A 17,103-nucleotide genomic window follows, 5' to 3' on the forward strand; every position below is an offset into this window, starting at 1 on the left:
CGCGCGCCTCAGTGCCGGGCCACGATGGCTGCGGCATCCGTGCCCTGCGGAAGCACGCCGTACTGCCAGCCGCGGTCATCACCCAGCCGTGCACCGATGAACGCCTCGGCGTCGACAGTCGGCGCATGACGCACCATGACGCTCGACTGCAGCGACAGCGCGAGTTCCTCGGTGAGCCTGCGCGCCTGCCCTTGCGCGACGTCCAGGTCGGTGCGAGACACCGCGTGCAGCAGTGACAGCGTGCGCCGGTTGTGCTCATCCAGCAGCGGGTGGGCGCCGGCGACGCTCTCGATCTCGGCGCGCACCGCCTCGGCCGACTCAGGATCACGGGCGAGGGCCCGCAGCACGTCCAACGCGATGACGTTGCCCGAGCCCTCCCAGATGGCCATCACCGGCTGTTCGCGAAAGCGCCGGCCCAGCGGGAACGACTCGATGTAGCCGTTGCCGCCCAAGCACTCCATGGCTTCGTAGGCGTGCTGCGGACCGCGCTTGCACACCCAGTACTTCGACACCGGCGTGGCCAGGCGCCGGAAGGCCTCGTCCTGTTCGGTGGCGTCGGCTTCGAACGACTGCGCGAGCCGCATGCCCATCAGCATCGCCGCCTCGGCCTCGAGCGCGAGGTCTGCCAGCACCGAGGTCATCGCAGGCTGGTCGACCAGCAGCGCGCCGAACGCACGCCGGTCGCGGGCGTGCCACACCGCTTCGGCGACGCTCTGGCGCATGCCGGCTGCCGTGCCCAGCACGCAGTCCAGCCGTGTGCGCTGCACCATCTCGATGATCGTGCGCACGCCCCGGCCCGGCTCGCCCACCAGCACGCCGACAGTGCCGTCGAATTCGATCTCCGCCGACGCATTCGAGCGGTTGCCGACCTTGTCCTTCAGTCGCTGGATGCGGAACACGTTCCGCTCGCCGTGCGCGAGAACGCGGGGCACGAACAGGCACGACAGCCCTTCGTCGTTGGCCCCGCGACGGGTCTGCGCGAGCACCAGGAACGCGTCTGACATCGGCGCCGAGCAGAACCATTTGTGCCCGGTCAGCTGATAGCTGTGCCCGCTCACATGCACGCCGCTCGTGGTGTTGGCGCGCACGTCCGAGCCGCCCTGCTTCTCGGTCATAGCCATGCCGACAAGGGCACCAGGCTTGTCCTCCGGCGGGAGCAGGCGCCGTTCGTACTGCCGTGAATACAGTCGCGGCAGCCACTCGTCCGCGATCCACGGAGAGTCGCGCAGAGAAGCCACGGCCGCGTGCGTCATCGAGATCGGGCAGGCATGCCCGGGCTCGATCTGGGCGAAGAGCATGAACGCCGCGGCCCGGGCGACGGCTGCGCCCGGGCGCGGCTCCGCCCACGCGGAGGTGTGTGCGCCGGCGGCCACGGCCGCGGAGATCACGCGATGGTACGCGTCGTGGTATTCCACTTCGTCGAGCCGGAAGCCCCAGCGGTCGAAGACGTGCGCGACGGGGGGATGCTGGTCGGCCAGCTGTGCGTCACGCTGGAACTCCCGCGTTCCCACGTGGGCGCCGATCTCGTGCAGGCGCGCGTGGGCCCACCCCGCGCCGAAGCCGGTCACCGCCTCGGCCAGCGGCGTGTTCAGCGCATACTCGTCGAGGTCGACGCGCCAGGCCGGCTGGTTCTCGACGATGTGCGTGCCGCCCGGCTGCCGGCCGCGACCCAGGGTGCTCATGGCCCCACGCTACTGCGCCGCCGCCTTGCTGTGCCGCTGTGTGCGGCGCGCTCAAACCGGTGGGATTACCCCTGGGGATCCACCGCGATGCGCAGCAGGTGGTCGTCGCCCGAGCGCGGGGTGCCGCGTCCGTCGGTGTTGTTCGTCAGCACCCACAGGTCACCGGACGGGCCGGTCACGACATCACGAAGGCGGCCGCGACCATCCAGCGCGACCGCCGGGCTGCCCACCACGGTCGCCCCTGCCGTGCGCACCTGCCAGAGGCGTTCGCCGCGCAGTGCCGCCGCGTAGAGCATCCAGCCGTGCGCGGCCAGGCCGCTGGGACTGGCCTGGTCTGTGCGCCACTGCACGAGCGGGTCGCGAAAGCGCGAATCGCCCGCACGTCCCTCCACGATCGGCCAGCCGTAGTCGCCGCCGGGCACGATGACGTTCAACTCGTCCCAGGTGTTCTGACCGAACTCGGTGGCCCACATCGTGCCGTCCGGCGTCCACGCGATGCCCTGCACGTTGCGATGCCCGTAGCTGTACACGGGAGAGTCGATCGGGTTGCCCGGCGCGGGCTCTCCGGTGGGCGTCACCCGCAGGATCTTGCCGTTCAGGCTCGACCTGTCCTGGGCGTCGGCGGAGTCACCGGCATCCCCTGTCGTGACGTACAGCATCCCGTCGGGGCCGAAGGCGAGCCGTCCGCCGTTGTGGAATCCCGCCGCCCTGATGCCGTCGATCACCACGTGGGGTGCGCCCAGCCGTCGCGAGCCGGCGGCGCCGAGCAGCGGCATCCGCACGACGCGGTTGTCGGAATCGGTCGCGTAGTAGGCGTACAGCCAGGTGCTGCCGTCCCCACGCCACACGGCGATGCCGTTCAGTCCGGCCTCGGAGCGGTGCACGACGTCCGTGATCCGCCCCACGACGCGCGCATGACCGTCCACATCCAATTCGAGGATCGCTCCATCGTCCCGCTGCGACACCAGGGCGCCGCCGTCGGCGAGCGGCACGACCGACCAGGGTGCCCGCAGCCCGGTGGCGAACACGGTGGGTTGCGCGAGCGTCTCACCCGGCGCGTCCGCCGCGGGCGAGGAGACGGATGCCGTCGGCTGGGCACTCCGGTGCGTGTCAGGGGTGTCCGGGGCGCAGGCGGCCACCACGAGGATCAGCCCCGCGACGATCGCGGAGCCGCAGGTTCTGATGGCTGTCGGCATGCGCGCTCCGTTCGGGCCCCAGCCTGACGTGCACGTGCGCGCCGCGCAACCCCGGACAAATATCCTGGTCACAACCACCCCGCATCTGCCCTGTCGATGCCAGGATGGTGACGACCAGAGCACACCCGAAAGCGGTCACCAGGAGGACTCCATGCCCGCAGCAAGCCCCGCACCCGTCAAGGACGAGGTTTCCGCGTCCACGCTCATCGAGCACACCGGCATCGAGATCATCCCCGAATCCCTACGCACCGCCAAGCCGCGCGATCTGTTCTGGCCGTGGTTCGCCGCGAACGTGTCGGTGTTCGGCATGTCGTACGGCTCGTTCGTGCTCGGCTTCGGCATCTCGCTGTGGCAGGCGACGGTGGTCTCGGTGATCGGGATCGTCGTGTCGTTCTTCTTGTGCGGTCTGATCGCCATCGCCGGCAAACGAGGGTCGGCGCCGACCATGATCCTGTCGCGGTCCGCGTTCGGCGTGCAGGGTCAGAAGCTGCCGGGCATCGTGTCGTGGCTGACCTCGATCGGCTGGGAGACGTCTCTGGCCATCACCGCGGTGCTGGCCACCACCACCGTGCTGCACGAGCTGGGCTGGGTGGGCCAGGACGGCGACGTCGGTGTGAAGATCGTCGCCACGATCGTGGTGGCCGCGCTGATCGTGGCCGCCTCGGTACTCGGGTATCACACGATCATGAAGCTGCAGTCGGTGTTGACCTGGCTCACCGGCGGCATGACGATCCTGTTCCTGATCCTCACGTTCCAATCGATCGACTGGAACGCCGCGTTCTCGCACCCCAACGGAACGCTCGCCCAGACGATCGGCGCGCTCGTGATGGTGATGACCGGCTTCGGCCTGGGCTGGATCAACATCGCCGCCGACTGGTCGCGCTACCAGAAGCGCACGGCGTCGGATGGTCGGATCATCGGGTGGAACACGCTCGGCGGATCGGTCGCCCCGGTCGTGCTGGTGTTCTTCGGTCTGCTGCTGGCGGGCTCCAACGACAAGCTGCTGGCGGCCGTCGGCAACGACCCGATCGGCGCCCTGGCGGTGCTCCTGCCGCAGTGGGCGCTGTTCCCGTTCCTGATCGTCGCGATCCTCACCCTGATCTCGGGCGCGGTGCTGGGCATCTACTCGTCGGGTCTGACGCTGCTGAGCCTGGGCATCCGCATCCCGCGCCCCGCCGCCGCCGGTATCGACGGCATCATCCTCACGGCCGGCACGATCCTCGTCGTCTTCTTCGCGACGAGCTTCATCGGTCCGTTCCAGTCGTTCCTGATCACGCTCGGGGTGCCCATGGCCTCATGGGCGGGCATTCTCATCGCCGACATCCTGCGCCGCAAGAAGGACTACGACGACGTAGCGCTGTTCGATTCGGCCGGCCGCTACGGTGCCTTCGATTGGACCTCGATCATCACGATGCTGGTGGCGACCGGCATCGGATGGGGCTTCGTCATGAACCAGATTCCCGACACGCCGTGGAACGACTGGCAGGGCTACTTCCTCGACCTGTTCGGCTGGCGCGATGACTGGGGTTACGCGAACCTCGGCGTGCTGTTCGCACTCGTGGGCTCGTTCCTGGTGACCTGGTTCGTGCGCGCGGCGAAGATCCGGGCGCAAGAGGCGGAGGCCGCCCGTTGAGCGAGCCTGCCGCAGGCCCGGGCGTCGAAACGCCGTGGCTGGTCGTCATCGATCCGCAGGCGATCTTCGCCTCGCCCGATTCCCCTTGGGGTTCGCCGTACTTCGCGCAAGCGATGGTGAACATCGGGCGTCTCGCCGACGCGTTCGAGGACCGCGTGATCATCACCCGGTGGCTGCCGACCGCCGATCGAGACACGTCATGGGGCGCATACTTCGCCGCCTGGCCGTTCGCGGATGTGCCGGCCGACGACCCGCTCTACGCCCTGGTTCCGGATGCCGCGGCCCTCATGCCGCGGGCGATCATCGACCGCCCGACCTTCGGCAAGTGGGGTCCTGAGCTCCAGGCGCTCACCGGGCCGGCACCGCACCTCGTGCTCACGGGTGTCTCGACCGACTGCTGCGTGATCTCCACAGCTCTCCCCGCGGCCGACGCCGGAGCGACCGTGACGGTCGTCGCCGACGCGTGCGCAGGATCGACCGCCGAGAACCAGGCGGCGGCGCTGCACGTGATGGGGTTGTATCCGCCGCAGATCACGGTCAGCGACACCGCCGCAGTCCTCGCTTCGCAGAACTGAGCCGCCCGCGATCAGACCGCGGTGTGCGTCGGCTCGTCGACGCCGAACTCGGCGACGAGTTCTGTCATGGTGCGTGCGACGCAGTCGGCGTCGCAGCGACCGGCGCGGAATCCTCCACCGCACGCCATCAGTTCCCGCAGCACCGGGAAGAGCTGCGCCGACTCCTCCCCCAGCGGTGCGCCATCGCGCCCATCCGTCTGCTCGTCTGCGACGTAGCCTTGCACGGCCGCGACCATCGCCTGCGTCATCACGTCGACGCTGACGTCTCCGCGCAGGAATCCCGGTCCGAGGGCGACCGCGCCGTCCACGGCCGCCTTCATCCGCTGCGCCTGCTGAGTCGATGCGACTGCCTGCGACATCATGCTCTCCTCCACATCCGTCTGTGCGGTTCCATTGTCCTCCCGTCACAGACGGCAGGGACGACCAAGCAACGCCCTACCCCATGGACCGGCGCCGGCGTATCCTGGGCCTCACGAGGTGAGCGAGATGAACCCGACTGCAGGCGACCGCATCCGCATCCATGGCACGTCCGTCGGCGCTGCCGACCGCGACGGCGAGATCCTCGAGGTCCGCGCGGACGACGAGGTCACAACGCTGGTGGTCCGTTTCGACGACGGTCACCAGGCTGTGCTCGCCCCCGGCACAGACTGCGAGATCCTTCCGGCTCAGTGACCCGGCGCGCTCGCGCTCCGGAGCAGGCCATGGGCGAGATCAGCGACGACGACATGCGCCGTGAGCTGGCTGCGAGCAGGACCTACACCCTGCTCATCCTTCATCGCGCCCCGGGCGCGGCGGCTTCGGGCGCGCGCGACGTCGTGCGCGAGCATGCCCGACGCAACTTCGCGCTGCGGGCCGACGGCGTCCTGCCCATCGTCTGCCCGATCGCCGAGGACGGCCCGTACGCCGGCATCGGTCTGTTCGACACCACGGTCAACGAAGCAGACCTGATCATGCGCGAGGACCCGGCCGTCATCGCGGGGATCCTCACTTACGAACTGCATCCGGTGCGCAGTTTTCCCGGCGACAGCCTGCCGGGCGGTGCGTCTGACGACGGTCGGTGACGGCGCACCCGAAACCCCGACGAATCGGCGGATCAAGGGCAGCGGGTCGTCCGTCGCCGTCGACGATGCCCACTGCCGCGTCGACGATCGCGCCGGCCGGACGGGTACCCATTGAGAAAGAAGAAGGCAGATCAGGCATGTTTCTCACGTCTGATCTACCGCATTCTTGGTGGGCGTGAGGGCAGTGGCACTGATCGTGGTCGTGTGATCGATGTACGCTGCCGCCGACATCCGACGACCGCGGCAGACGACACCGGAGACCGTGAATGGGGCAGTGCAAGGCATGCCTGGCACGGATCGTTTCATGCAAACACCTGATCACATGGCTAAACGGCGCATTAACGCGCTCTGCGTGCCACCCCTGCCAGGCCCTGGCACGGCAGGGCCCGGCATGGCCTGGCACGCAGCCCCCAAAATCCGGCACAGCGGGCGCTAATCGCGCATCCTTTCTACACTGTATGATCACAACTAGAACACCTGTTCTGGTCGACAATCAGCGTGGCTGCGGTCAACGCCCCCACGTACCGCATCTGACCGTATCCAGCTCGTGACTCCATGGGGCGACGAGCTCGGCTCGCAAGAACCGGCCACAGCGAATCTCGGCGGAGTCCGATGGACTCGCCGCCATGGTCGCGCATGCTCAGGCGGCACGGCTCGCACATCTGGAAGCAGAGGAAGCCGCCCGCACTGACTCGGGGGCGAACAGGTGCGGTTGTTTTTCGACAGATAATCATCGATAATCAATAGAGGCGTACGCAGACTAAGGCCTTGGGCGCCCTTGCTTGGCTTACCTGGCTGGCGCTCAGCGCACTCTTGATGCTCGTCACAGTGGCGGTGATCGGCGCGTTCGCAATCGTCGAATTGCTTGCGCAATTCCTCCCGGTCCTGGCGCCAACCCAGTATCAGCTCACCGCTGTCAGCATGGGCTTCGGGATCTGCGTCGCAGTCGCGCTCGTATCCACCGGTGTCCTCGTCGGCTACGTTCGTGCCGACCGCATATTCCGGTCTTCTGCTTCGCGGTGGGTCGATGTTCTCGTAGCCGCAGCGGCAGTCGGATCCGCCCTGAACGTCCTCGCTCTCTTCTTCATTCCTGGTCCGCCGCAGCTGTTCTTGCTCGTCGAGGCGGGCGTGCCGGCAGGCGTCGCGATCACGCTCGTCCTGTTGGTGATGCGAGCGCTCCTTCGACGCGCTGCGTCTATGCACGTTGAGCTTGATGCGGTGGTGTGAGTGGCGATTCATATCCACATTGACCGCCTTCTTGTCGAGCGCAACATGGCGGTCGGTGACTTCGCAGACGACGTTGGCATCACCCCGTCAAACGTTGCCGTTTTGAAGAACGGTCGAGCGCGCGCGGTGAGATTCACGACTCTCGACGCGATGTGCCGTGTTCTCAAATGTCAGCCTGGCGACATCTTGAGTTGGGGCGATGACGACACCGTTCCGACTCAAGAACGAGGCGGTGAGGTCTCTTGAGAGTGCCTCGTGGTCCGTGGGATGGGTGACGACCCACCGCCCGTCAACGGTCGCATCATCGGAACATTCACCACGCGTAAGACTCGGGCGCTGTGCCGGGTGCGGGCCAGATGTGGTCCAGCTCGGCGCCGACCTCGTCTTCTGCGGAGTACGACTCGCGAGGGTTCGGCATTTCATCTCCTTGCCGAGGGCGCACCGGTCTTCATCACAGACATCGTCTCGACCCATTTCCGTGCCGATAGCATGTGCTCATGGATCCGCTTACCAGTCTCGCGTTGACCGTAGCTCTGTCAGCGGTCGGGTACTACGTGCTGTTTCTCGTGGTGCGCTCGGCCGTGCTCTCGGCGCTGCGCAAGAACAGAGAAGAACTGCGCAAGGACAGGGAAGAAGAGGGCCAGCGGTCCGAACGTTGACACCGAACGTTCGTGAAGATGCTATAGGCGTCTACGGATCGAGATATTGCATTCCGATCCGCACGCGTATCAGGGCTGGGCGACAAGGCTCATGCCTGAACTGACGATCAGAGCCAGCACGTCCAGAGCGGCTACCGCCGCGAGCACGATACTGACCCATCGCCGATGAGCTGCTATCTGCGACAGCAAGCTTGTTGCGATCACCAGAGGCACGCCAATCATGGTCATCACGATGATCCCGAACAGTGCCGCCCCCGACGTATCAAAGGGCAGTGACACGACACAGAACACGACCACGATCAGTCCGAAGACGCAGAGGTCTCCGACAACCGCCTCCTTCATACCCTGTCGACCTCGTCGGAGTCGGACGACGCAGGCGCGCAACAGGAATGCCGCAGCGAACACTGCGAGATTCTGCATCGGAAGGTTAAGGTGCAGCGCATGCTGGAGGCCGCTCGGTGGATTGCGTAGCAGCTCAATCACGGCGAGGACGACGGCACCAAAGTGGTATGCCAGTGCGGCGGAAAGCGCGCTGGCATACAACTTTGTGTGCATCGTTGGGAGAGTCAATATGAGGCGCTGTTCTGGTAGAAGTCCATCCCACATGCGCCATTCCCAAGGAGGCATAGGAAACCCTCGTTCGGACGCTGAGCGATCGTCTTCCAGATCTCTGCTCCTGAGGTTGTATTGAAACGGCCATACATCTCGTGCCGCGGCGCCTTGAAACGATAGCCATCGATCGCAACAGTGCCGCTTCGATAATACTCGACCCACTCCGCATATCGGATGGAGCCAGCGTAGCTGGCGTCGAGCCATAGGCAAAGCGGGTTGCGCGCCGTGTGGTTGAAGTAAGCCTTGGCGTACGTGCTACCCACCTGTACCGACTGAACCAGCATGTCATTCATGCTGGCATAGAGCGTCTTGTTGAGGACTCCATTCTTGTAGAGCTTCGACGCACCGACGTTTTTCGTCCAAACGAAATCATATGGAGCAGTGTTGTCCCAATTGACGTTCGCGAACATCATGGTGCGATAATTTGGTGGGTCGGTTGGCGTGGCGAAACTCGGGAGATGGTACCCGCGCCCGTCTCCACCGAACGTATATTGGCTGTTATACCCGCAGTAGACCGCAGAAACTGACGACTCCTGGATGAAGGCCTTGTGAACGTACGCCGTGGTGTACTCCTGGTAGGTCATGGGTGACACTGTTCCTGTCGCGAGAGTGCTTCCCTGAACGATTCGCTCACGCTGGTACTCGCTGCCGTCGCCCTCGTCGGACGTGGCGGTCAGTTCCGCAGTGAAGGCCATGTTTGGCTTAAGATTGGTGAGCACAACCTGGCCGTTATTGCTTCGCGCAGCGGACCCATCCGATAGCTTCGCGGTGAACTTCGACTCTGTCCACGAGATGGACACAGTGTCGTCGGTCGATGCGACGACGCTGACAGGAGTCCATCTCAAGTTCTTGGCAAGCGGAGCCGCCGTGACGCGATGCGTCTCAGGCTCCGGCCGAGTCTCCGAGTACATTGGCTTGGGCAGCGGCTGGAGGAGCGACGCCCTCATAGCTGCGCGGTCGGCCTCTGTCACACTCGTGGACTGGATCCGGTACCTCACGAGATCACCGGCGGCAGACTTGGCAACCACAGTTCGTTCGCCATCCACATTGTCGTCCGATACGACCTTGAGATGCTCCCCAGTCGCCGTCTGGAACGTGCCGTGAAGGGCGGCGTTAGCGTTAGGAACTAGACCGCTGGACTTGGCTGCATCCGGAGAGAGACCATCCGCCGACGGCCCCATCGCGGCACCGGCGGCAGCGGGCATTGCCAGTGACACCATCGCTGCCACGCTGAGCACCGCGAGGGTCGTGCGTGTCGCTGAACGTGATCTGTTCATCTGTGTACCTCCTCGTACGCAATCACATGGCATTCGCACTGCTCCGGTTCGGCGGGTGTTCGTGCCTGGATTGATGGTCCCGAGAGGCCGAGTTCCGGTGATAAGACGAAAGTGCAGAGGTTGCTGGACAGAGGTCTAGGGCCCGGGCGCCAGGTTGCACGCGTGTGGGATCAGATGAAGGTGACCAACCCCGAGCGCGCCGCGCGGATCAAGACCTGCAGGCGGTCGCGCACACCCCACTTGGCGATGATGCTCCCCAGATGAGCCTTCACCGTGCCCTCGGAGACGTGTATCTCGGCGGCGATCTCGGCATTGGAGAGTCCGGCTGCCAGTAGCCGGACGATGTCGGCTTCGCGTTGAGACAGCATTTCGAACTCCGCGAGTGGCTCGACGGCGGGCGGCGCGGTCTCGCGGATCGAGGCGATGAGCCTAGTGGTCACGCGCGGCGACAACACGGCGCTACCTGCGAGGACGTCACGCACGGCAGTGATGATGTCCTCGGGCTCGGTGTCCTTGAGTAGGTATCCAGACGCCCCGGCCCGCAGCATCGGCATGATCGATTCGATTGTCCCGAATGTGGTGATCGCGAGGACCTTCGTCCCCGGTGACTGCTGGATGATGCCTGCGGTCGCTTCGACGCCGTCGACGCCAGGCATCTGCACGTCGACCAGTGCGATGTCCGGGTGCAGCCTCCGTGCCGCGGCGATCGCGTGCGATCCGTCCGGAGCCTCAGCCACGACGTCGATGCCGGCGCTGCCCAGGAAAACCACAAGGGCCCGCCGCACCAGTGGATCGTCGTCTGCGATCAGGGCAGTGGTTGACATCATGCTCCGAGAATACGCGCGCACTCGCTGGCCGAAGGTCGAAAAAGGAGTGGTCGAAAGTTCAATGTGCGAAGTCCCCTATGCATCGACCATGCAGAAACACGGCTCGGCGGGACGACGCCAGCTCAATCTGCGAAGGAAGTGCGCGATGATCATGTTCCAGCCCTACTCCGGAATCTGGGACTGGATCTGCAAGGCGCTCGGCGTCTGCAACTAGAGATCGAGCCCACAGGCGGGCGCAGGTGGCCACCAGTAGGTCGACTACTCACCCAAAACTGCGTCGAAGAACTATCCAGCATTTCGAAAGGGGGTGCCGAATAGGTCCGAAGCAGAACGAACGATACAACAGCACCATTCTCAGTTCGCTCTCGAAAGGAGCACTAGCATGCGCAAAAGTATTCGAATCGTGTTCACAGCCTTGGTGTGCGCCACGTTGGCTGTCCTACCGGCATCCCTCGCCTCAGCTAACGACGTGGCTGTCCCTCAGCCCGTCAGTACCCCGATCGCAGACCACCTTGTGATTGATGGCGCTGAGCTAAGTGTCGCTGTGATGTCCGACTTTCCGTCAAGCGGCGATGTCGTGATCACAGATGGGACTCGCGCAGAGACGGGCGTCATCACAAAACGCGGTCATGTCACAACGGACCGAGCTGCAGGCAAGTTGCAGTCGCAGGCAGCGCTGGCAGCGTGCGGTTGGACGAACTGGACCGCCCCGTTCACCTGGCCGGTCAAATGGTGGCTAACGAGGGGCTGTTCACTGATTGGAACGACGGCCAGCGCGACGGCCGGATATACCATCGACGTTGATATCAACAGTCTGGGTGGCGCCTGCCATCAGGTCTACGGCTACCACCTGACTCCCGTCTCCTCGGGCGGCTACCAGTACACCGGGTTCTGGACAGGCACCGGATGTATAAACCCGGGCGGTGACAGCGGCTGGACCGTACCGTGGGGAAATGTCGCGGCCGTGAAACAGCTCTATGCGAAGACAACGGGCGGAGCCGCAGGTTCAGCCGGCATGTTCAAGTAAGGCAAACGATCTGGCCCTGCTCCCATAGACCAGTTGCGGAGCAGGGCCATCTGCTACTGTGGCGTATCCGACGGGTACGCCGAATATTCATTCGCTGACTTCACTGGCGGGCTATTGAACACGCGGCCGTCGAGCATCGCATTCACTTCTTCCGCGATCTGATCGTTCCTCTTGCCCCGAACGCACCGCCTTCGGGTCGCCACCCTCAGAACGGAGCCTATGGCCACTGTGCTCCAAAAAGACCACACCAGACATTGATAGATGACACCAGCGACATCTCCGCGTCCGATGAGGGTCGTGAAGACCATCGCAAGGATGCAGATCGCAGCGATGACGCCGATACTTGAGCCGAGGAAACGGGAAAGAAACGCTAGCTTTTGCATCTTGGCTCCTGTAGCTGATGGCCCGTCGTGTACAGGTGCATCACGATCCCGGACAATGCCCAGTGGACATCCCATGCTTGGCGGATTCGATTCATTGCCACCACGCGCCTGGAGATTGCCCCGGGTGGGACCAGTCGTGCGATTGGTAGTCGGTGTGGATGGGCGGTGTGTTGGGGTCAGCCGCTATCGCGTCGGAGTCGATTGGGCCCCAGGCTTCGACCGTCAAGGTGGCCAGTGACGAAGGGGTAGCGACGGCGATGGCTGCTGCGATCGCATTGCCTGCCTCCACGAGATCGTCGCGCGTGACACCCTCACCGCAGATTCGAACAGTGGCTTCGAGGGCTCCCGGTTTCGTTGCCGAGGCGACCACGCTGACACCTGGACTGAGGACGACCCCGGGAGGGAGGTTCGCGGAGGCGGCTGCCGCCACAATCCCGGCGCCACCAGGTGCGTTGTCGGTTATGCCGTCTTCGTACTTCGTGCACTGTGCGGGAACGATGCTGCTGGGTGTGCCATTGCGCGTGGCAGCGGGCCCAACGTTCGTCGGCCGGCCGTTGAGTGCGAAGCCCGCAATTCCGCCGACGACGGCTCCGACGAGGATCAAGCCAACACCGCCTGCGATGAATTGCGTCCGGCTCGCGGAGGTGCGCCGGAATGACCCAACAGCGGCCAGCAGTTCGTTACGCATCTCGAGTTGCTCGCGCGACGTCAGCTCGTCGTCCTTGATGCTCATGACTCCTCCATCAATTCCAACTGGTCCCGGAGGCGTTCCTTGGCGCGGGCGAGACGCGACTTCACCGTGCCGACAGGAATTCCCAGGGCTTGAGCGGCGGCTCGTTCCGGGTATCCTTCAAGCACGGTCAGGACGATGACTCCCTGCTCTCGGTCAGGTAGTTGCTTGAGAGCAGCCAGAACACCACTCTCGTCGGCAGCAACGACCTCAGGCGCGGGCTTTGGAGGCTGCGCCCGATGGGCGAGCGCCCTGTAGCGGCGACTCGATCGTTCAAGATTTCTCGCCGCATACGCCACAGTGTTCAACAGCCACGGCAACGGAGAACCGTCGACCAACCGGACCTTGCCCCGCTTCCGCCACAGCTCGAAGAACGCAATTGAGACAGCGTCCTTCGCATCCTCACGCGCTCCAAGAAGCCGGCGAGCGTGGTCGAATGCTCGCCACTGATGGCGATCGAACAACTCAGCGAGGGCGCCCGGATCGTCTGAGAGGACCCTCGTCCACAGTTCTTCGTCAGGAACGTCCATACCTAGTAGTGTCCGGCATTCCCAAAAAGGTTCATGCAGCACACGCACGTTGGCCGCGCCGCCCAGGACGCAGCAATGGCGTGACGCCGGTCAGGTGTCACCGCTACCCCGGACCATGATTATTCGACGCCAGACAGGCTGTCGGCGGCGCTCGAAAACTGGTCAGTTCCGGCGGTGAAAAGTGAACACTCGACGATTGGAGAGTGATCACTTTGGAGGACTGGGCGTTGATCCGGAGGCTGGCTGCCGAGGGTGTGCCGAAGGCGCGTATCGCGGCGAGGTTGGGTATCTCGAGGACGACGGTGTTGAAGGCGGTCAGATCGGATTCGCCGCCGCAGTATGAGCGGACCCCGACGGACTCCTCGTTCGTCGCGTTCGAGCCGCGGGTGCGGGCGTTGTTGGAGGAGACTCCTGACATGCCCGCGACTGTGCTCGCTGAGCGGGTCGGCTGGACCGGGTCGATCACCTGGTTCCGGGCGGGAGTGAAGCGGCTGCGACCGGAGTTCCGGCCGATCGATCCCGCGGATCGGTTGACATGGGGTCCGGGTGATGCGGCGCAGTGTGATCTCTGGTTCCCGCCGAAGAAGATCCCGCTCGAGGACGGGTCGGCCAAGCTGTTGCCGGTGCTGGTGATCACCGCCGCGCACTCGAGGTTCATGCTCGGTCGGATGATCCCGACCCGGACGACCGAGGATCTGTTGCAAGCCTCGTGGGAGCTGATCCAGCAACTCGGGCGGGTCCCGCGCCGACTGATCTGGGACAACGAACGGGGACGCCACCGCTCATCACGATCTTCATCGGCGGTTTCCTCCTCTCCGGGGCCGCGGCAGCGCGCTACGCGGTGCCCGGGATCTCGTTGACGAACTTCGCAGCGGCACTGCTGGTCGCGACCGTCTCCGGTGCTGTCGGCCTGCTGCTCACGGTGGGGACCGCGCGGGAGCGGCGACTCCAGGAGAGGCTGCAGGCGCAGGAGAAGGCGGAGCTGGAGGCGACACTCGCCGAGCGGCAGCGCATCGCCGACGAGTTGCATGAGGTGATCGCACACGACCTCACGGTGATCGCGATGTATTCACGAGTGCTGGAGCAGCCCATCGACGCGGAGCTCCGCGAACAGTCGCAGCAGACGATCCGCGATGCGGCGCACAAGGCGCTCGGTGACCTGCGCCGTGTGGTCGAGCAAGCGCGTGGGCCCGAGGTGCTCGTCGAAGCTCCACGGGAGGGTCTTGCCGATGCCTTCGACAGTGCCCGCGCGGAGCTGAAGGGCGTGGGAGACGAGCTCGTCGTCGACGGCGACCCAGCGGACGAGCGCGTGCCGCGCCTCCTCGACGGCGCGCTCGCGCGCATCGTCCGGGAGTCCGTGACCAACGTGCTCAAGCACGGAGGCCGTGGAACCGTCGAAGTCACCCTCCGCGTTACGACCGGGACAGTCACGATGTCGATTCGCAGTCCACTTGCCGCCCGAGCCCGACGTGACGATCTTCCGTCAGGCGGGTACGGCATCATGCGGATGACTGCCCGCGCAAAGCAACTCGGCGGCGAGCTCAACGCCGGAGCGAGAAACGGCATGTGGACCGTCGAGGTGGGCTTTCCGATCGCGTAGCGAACACGTGCGAAACGGCTGTCTTGCGATCCCAGCCAGCATCTGCGTTGCATCCGGTCTCGGCACCCATCTCTTGCGGGGTGGGGGAACGCGCGGAGGTCGCGATGCGAAAGACGGTGCGAGATCCCAGCGGCACGAGAGGGTCGCGACGGGGCCGGGGAGAGCCCGCGACCGCGACGGCATCCTGTTGGGCGTCAATGTCCTCAACGCGGGCACGACGATGGACGCCTTCTCTCGCAGACGCGGAAGGACTCGATCGGTTACCCGCAGCTCGCCCGGCGCGCAGTTCACGCGTCCGGGGCGTTGCCGGCCCAGAGGACGAGCCCGGGTGTGATGTCGCGGACGTCGGGGGCGAGAGCTGGCCGGTCGACGTAGTGTGTCTCGGTGACGCCGGTTTCACGATGGCCGAGCAGTCTGGATGCCTTCGACAGCCCATCGGTGGCCTTCGCGGTGACCTCGCTGGCGACGGATTTCCGTAGCGCGTGCGGGATCATCTCCGTGTCGATCGTCTGGACCGCGTCGGTGGTGGCCGACCACGCCTTGACCACGCGCAGGCTGCGATGCACGTCGTGCATCCCCACCATTTGACCGGACGATGAGGAGAATACATACACCTCACCAGGCCTGCGCTCCTTCAGCCGGCGGCGGAGTGTCTCCACCAAGTAGTCCGGGATCGGGATCGTGCGCGGCCCACCGTCGACCTTGGTGAACGGCTGGTAGTACTTCGGCTTGCCCCTGCCCTCGATCACTGTGCCGCGAACGGTCCCTGTAGGGATCTCGGCGAACAGATCAGCGTCCGCCCACTTCAGCCCCAACACTTCACCGATCCGCAACGATGTCCCGCATATCGTCTCGACGGCGTCCTCCAACACACGCCGAGGAGCCGGGCCCATCCAGTCAGGGCGGGTGCGGTAGGCGACGAGCACCGTGTGGAACTGGTCCAGCCCCAGCGCCCCGGGCGCGTACTTGTGGGGCCGCTTCTTCGGGATCATCCCCCGGAACTCCCTCGCGGGATTGGCGTCCGCGTGGCCGAGCTGCTGGGCGGTGTCGAAGACCTTCCGTAGTTCGATGATCGTGTTGCGCGCCTGAGGGCGGGTGTCCAGCATCGATCGGTAGAGCTCGTCGACGTCCTGGACGGTCACGGTCCGCACCATCTTCCCGCCGAGCGCGGATGACATGATGTTGCTTCGGATCAGCCGGGTCTGCTCGTAGATGGTGCCTTCCGGGATGTGGTCACCGTCGGCACGTCGCACGGCGACGATCTCTGCAGCACGGTCGAGGTGCATCTCACCCGCCTCGCGCACTGTCACCCCACGTGCGGACGACTTCCGGCCGCTCTCCTTGTTGTCGTGCACCGTCGCCGCGGGTGTACTGTCCGCGAGCGATTGCAGGTACGTCAGGAGCGCGTTGCGGGCAGCGGTCCGCGTGCGGCCGTTCCGCTTGACGCGGCGACCAGGACCACCATCGGTCGGCACGTACCACGCCCGAGCCTGCATCTGACCGTTCTCGAGCTTGGCGAACTTGACCTCGCCCCACGTCCCGGGGGTGTGCCCGGGGCGGCTCACAGGATCTCCCGAGCGGCGAGCCACCCGGCCAGGCTCTGCTTCGGGAAGCGCAGGTGCTTCCCGAGCATCACCGCGTCGGGCGCCAGCCCCTCGCGGCGCCAGAAGTAGACCGTGTTCTTGCTCACCTGCATGTAGTCGGCGAGCTCGTCGATCGTCAGGAAGTCGGGGAGATCGTCGATCCGCCAGTTCGCGGGCTCGACAGTGCCAGTCATTGTCATGGCATGTATATGCGCGGCTGAGCAAATTCGACGTTTCGGCGGCGTCGAGCGCGAACGGGCCACAGCCCACGGAACGGCAGATTGTGATGGTTCTTTATGGTTCGCTACGGCTGGTCGCGGTTGCCCAGGTGAATAAACTGACCCTGGACACCCGGATCGGGTCAGTTCATCTGCCGGCCGGATACGGTGCGCACCCCGACGATCCCAGTCGTGGTGCGGAAGATTTGGTGGACCTGAGGGGACTCGAACCCCTGACCCCCTGCATGCCATGCAGGTGCGCTACCAGCTGCGCCACAGGCCC

21 protein-coding genes and 1 tRNA gene are annotated in these 17,103 nt (G+C 65.2%); 10 read left to right on the top strand and 12 right to left on the bottom strand.

Annotated elements, in window-relative coordinates; genetic code table 11:
- Positions 1–8: 8 nt before the first annotated feature.
- Both QU603_RS08355 and QU603_RS08360 read right to left on the bottom strand, forming a co-directional pair.
- Complete coding sequence (locus tag QU603_RS08355; RefSeq protein ID WP_308490934.1) at positions 9–1,682, bottom strand: acyl-CoA dehydrogenase family protein; 1,674 nt, start codon at positions 1,680–1,682, stop codon at positions 9–11.
- A gap of 65 nt (positions 1,683–1,747) precedes the next feature.
- Positions 1,748–2,878, bottom strand: a complete 1,131-nt coding sequence (locus tag QU603_RS08360) for a PQQ-dependent sugar dehydrogenase (protein ID WP_308490935.1) — start codon at positions 2,876–2,878, stop codon at positions 1,748–1,750.
- Positions 2,879–3,029: 151 nt separating this feature from the next.
- Here QU603_RS08360 and QU603_RS08365 point away from each other — a divergent pair, with 151 nt between their 5' ends.
- A complete protein-coding gene (locus tag QU603_RS08365) occupies positions 3,030–4,511 on the top strand; it encodes a purine-cytosine permease family protein (RefSeq protein ID WP_308490936.1) in 1,482 nt (493 codons plus the stop codon).
- Complete coding sequence (locus QU603_RS08370; RefSeq protein WP_308490937.1) at positions 4,508–5,086, top strand: cysteine hydrolase family protein; 579 nt, start codon at positions 4,508–4,510, stop codon at positions 5,084–5,086. The genes QU603_RS08365 and QU603_RS08370 overlap by 4 nt, the downstream gene beginning before the upstream one ends.
- An 11-nt stretch (positions 5,087–5,097) precedes the next feature.
- Here QU603_RS08370 and QU603_RS08375 read toward each other — a convergent pair whose 3' ends face one another.
- Positions 5,098–5,445, bottom strand: coding sequence for a hypothetical protein (locus tag QU603_RS08375; protein WP_308490938.1), 348 nt, complete (start codon positions 5,443–5,445; stop codon positions 5,098–5,100).
- A 127-nt stretch (positions 5,446–5,572) separates the two neighbouring features.
- Between QU603_RS08375 and QU603_RS08380 the strand changes: the two genes are divergently transcribed.
- From QU603_RS08380 to QU603_RS08400, 5 genes are all read left to right on the top strand, one after another.
- The gene (locus QU603_RS08380) at positions 5,573–5,758 is read left to right on the top strand and encodes a DUF1918 domain-containing protein (RefSeq protein WP_308490939.1); all 186 of its coding nucleotides are present in this window, start codon (positions 5,573–5,575) and stop codon (positions 5,756–5,758) included.
- 29 nt (positions 5,759–5,787) lie between these two features.
- Positions 5,788–6,147, top strand: coding sequence for a hypothetical protein (locus QU603_RS08385; protein WP_308490940.1), 360 nt, complete (start codon positions 5,788–5,790; stop codon positions 6,145–6,147).
- Positions 6,148–6,915: 768 nt separating this feature from the next.
- Positions 6,916–7,374 carry a DUF2975 domain-containing protein gene (locus QU603_RS08390; protein WP_308490941.1) on the top strand — a complete coding sequence of 153 codons (459 nt, stop codon included), beginning with the start codon at positions 6,916–6,918 and terminating at the stop codon, positions 7,372–7,374.
- Positions 7,375–7,620: a helix-turn-helix domain-containing protein gene (locus tag QU603_RS08395; protein WP_308490942.1), complete on the top strand. Its 246-nt coding sequence runs from the start codon at positions 7,375–7,377 to the stop codon at positions 7,618–7,620.
- A gap of 251 nt (positions 7,621–7,871) precedes the next feature.
- The gene (locus tag QU603_RS08400) at positions 7,872–8,033 is read left to right on the top strand and encodes a hypothetical protein (protein ID WP_308490943.1); all 162 of its coding nucleotides are present in this window, start codon (positions 7,872–7,874) and stop codon (positions 8,031–8,033) included.
- A 69-nt stretch (positions 8,034–8,102) separates the two neighbouring features.
- On the opposite strand, the gene QU603_RS08405 is transcribed toward QU603_RS08400, so the two are convergent.
- The 3 genes from QU603_RS08405 to QU603_RS08415 all read right to left on the bottom strand — a co-directional run bounded on the left by QU603_RS08405 (position 8,103) and on the right by QU603_RS08415 (position 10,770).
- A complete protein-coding gene (locus tag QU603_RS08405; protein WP_308490944.1) occupies positions 8,103–8,588 on the bottom strand; it encodes a hypothetical protein in 486 nt (161 codons plus the stop codon).
- An 11-nt stretch (positions 8,589–8,599) separates the two neighbouring features.
- Positions 8,600–9,874, bottom strand: a complete 1,275-nt coding sequence (locus tag QU603_RS08410) for a hypothetical protein (protein ID WP_308490945.1) — start codon at positions 9,872–9,874, stop codon at positions 8,600–8,602.
- 218 nt (positions 9,875–10,092) lie between these two features.
- The gene (locus tag QU603_RS08415) at positions 10,093–10,770 is read right to left on the bottom strand and encodes a response regulator (RefSeq protein ID WP_308490946.1); all 678 of its coding nucleotides are present in this window, start codon (positions 10,768–10,770) and stop codon (positions 10,093–10,095) included.
- A gap of 526 nt (positions 10,771–11,296) precedes the next feature.
- Here QU603_RS08415 and QU603_RS08420 point away from each other — a divergent pair.
- A complete protein-coding gene (locus QU603_RS08420; RefSeq protein WP_308490947.1) occupies positions 11,297–11,776 on the top strand; it encodes a hypothetical protein in 480 nt (159 codons plus the stop codon).
- Positions 11,777–11,829: 53 nt separating this feature from the next.
- Here the strand turns inward: QU603_RS08420 and QU603_RS08425 are convergent, their stop codons facing one another.
- The 3 genes from QU603_RS08425 to QU603_RS08435 all read right to left on the bottom strand — a co-directional run bounded on the left by QU603_RS08425 (position 11,830) and on the right by QU603_RS08435 (position 13,419).
- Positions 11,830–12,159, bottom strand: a complete 330-nt coding sequence (locus QU603_RS08425; protein ID WP_308490948.1) for a hypothetical protein — start codon at positions 12,157–12,159, stop codon at positions 11,830–11,832.
- Between the two features lie 91 nt (positions 12,160–12,250).
- Complete coding sequence (locus QU603_RS08430) at positions 12,251–12,892, bottom strand: hypothetical protein (RefSeq protein ID WP_308490949.1); 642 nt, start codon at positions 12,890–12,892, stop codon at positions 12,251–12,253.
- Entirely contained in the window at positions 12,889–13,419 is a 531-nt protein-coding gene (locus QU603_RS08435; protein ID WP_308490950.1) for an RNA polymerase sigma factor, read from the bottom strand. The genes QU603_RS08430 and QU603_RS08435 overlap by 4 nt, the downstream gene beginning before the upstream one ends.
- A 203-nt stretch (positions 13,420–13,622) precedes the next feature.
- Here QU603_RS08435 and QU603_RS08440 point away from each other — a divergent pair, with 203 nt between their 5' ends.
- Entirely contained in the window at positions 13,623–14,279 is a 657-nt protein-coding gene (locus tag QU603_RS08440) for a helix-turn-helix domain-containing protein (protein ID WP_308490951.1), read from the top strand.
- Positions 14,276–15,019, top strand: coding sequence for a sensor histidine kinase (locus QU603_RS08445; protein WP_308490952.1), 744 nt, complete (start codon positions 14,276–14,278; stop codon positions 15,017–15,019). Before QU603_RS08440 ends, QU603_RS08445 begins: the two co-directional genes overlap by 4 nt.
- A gap of 287 nt (positions 15,020–15,306) precedes the next feature.
- Here QU603_RS08445 and QU603_RS08450 read toward each other — a convergent pair whose 3' ends face one another.
- The 3 genes from QU603_RS08450 to QU603_RS08460 form a co-directional block, all read right to left on the bottom strand.
- Entirely contained in the window at positions 15,307–16,584 is a 1,278-nt protein-coding gene (locus tag QU603_RS08450; protein WP_308490953.1) for a tyrosine-type recombinase/integrase, read from the bottom strand.
- Positions 16,581–16,796 carry a helix-turn-helix domain-containing protein gene (locus QU603_RS08455; RefSeq protein WP_308490954.1) on the bottom strand — a complete coding sequence of 72 codons (216 nt, stop codon included), beginning with the start codon at positions 16,794–16,796 and terminating at the stop codon, positions 16,581–16,583. The genes QU603_RS08450 and QU603_RS08455 overlap by 4 nt, the downstream gene beginning before the upstream one ends.
- Before the next feature lie 231 nt (positions 16,797–17,027).
- Positions 17,028–17,103, bottom strand: a tRNA-Ala gene (locus QU603_RS08460).

This window comes from Microbacterium terrisoli, assembly GCF_030866805.1.
Lineage (GTDB): Bacteria > Actinomycetota > Actinomycetes > Actinomycetales > Microbacteriaceae > Microbacterium > Microbacterium terrisoli.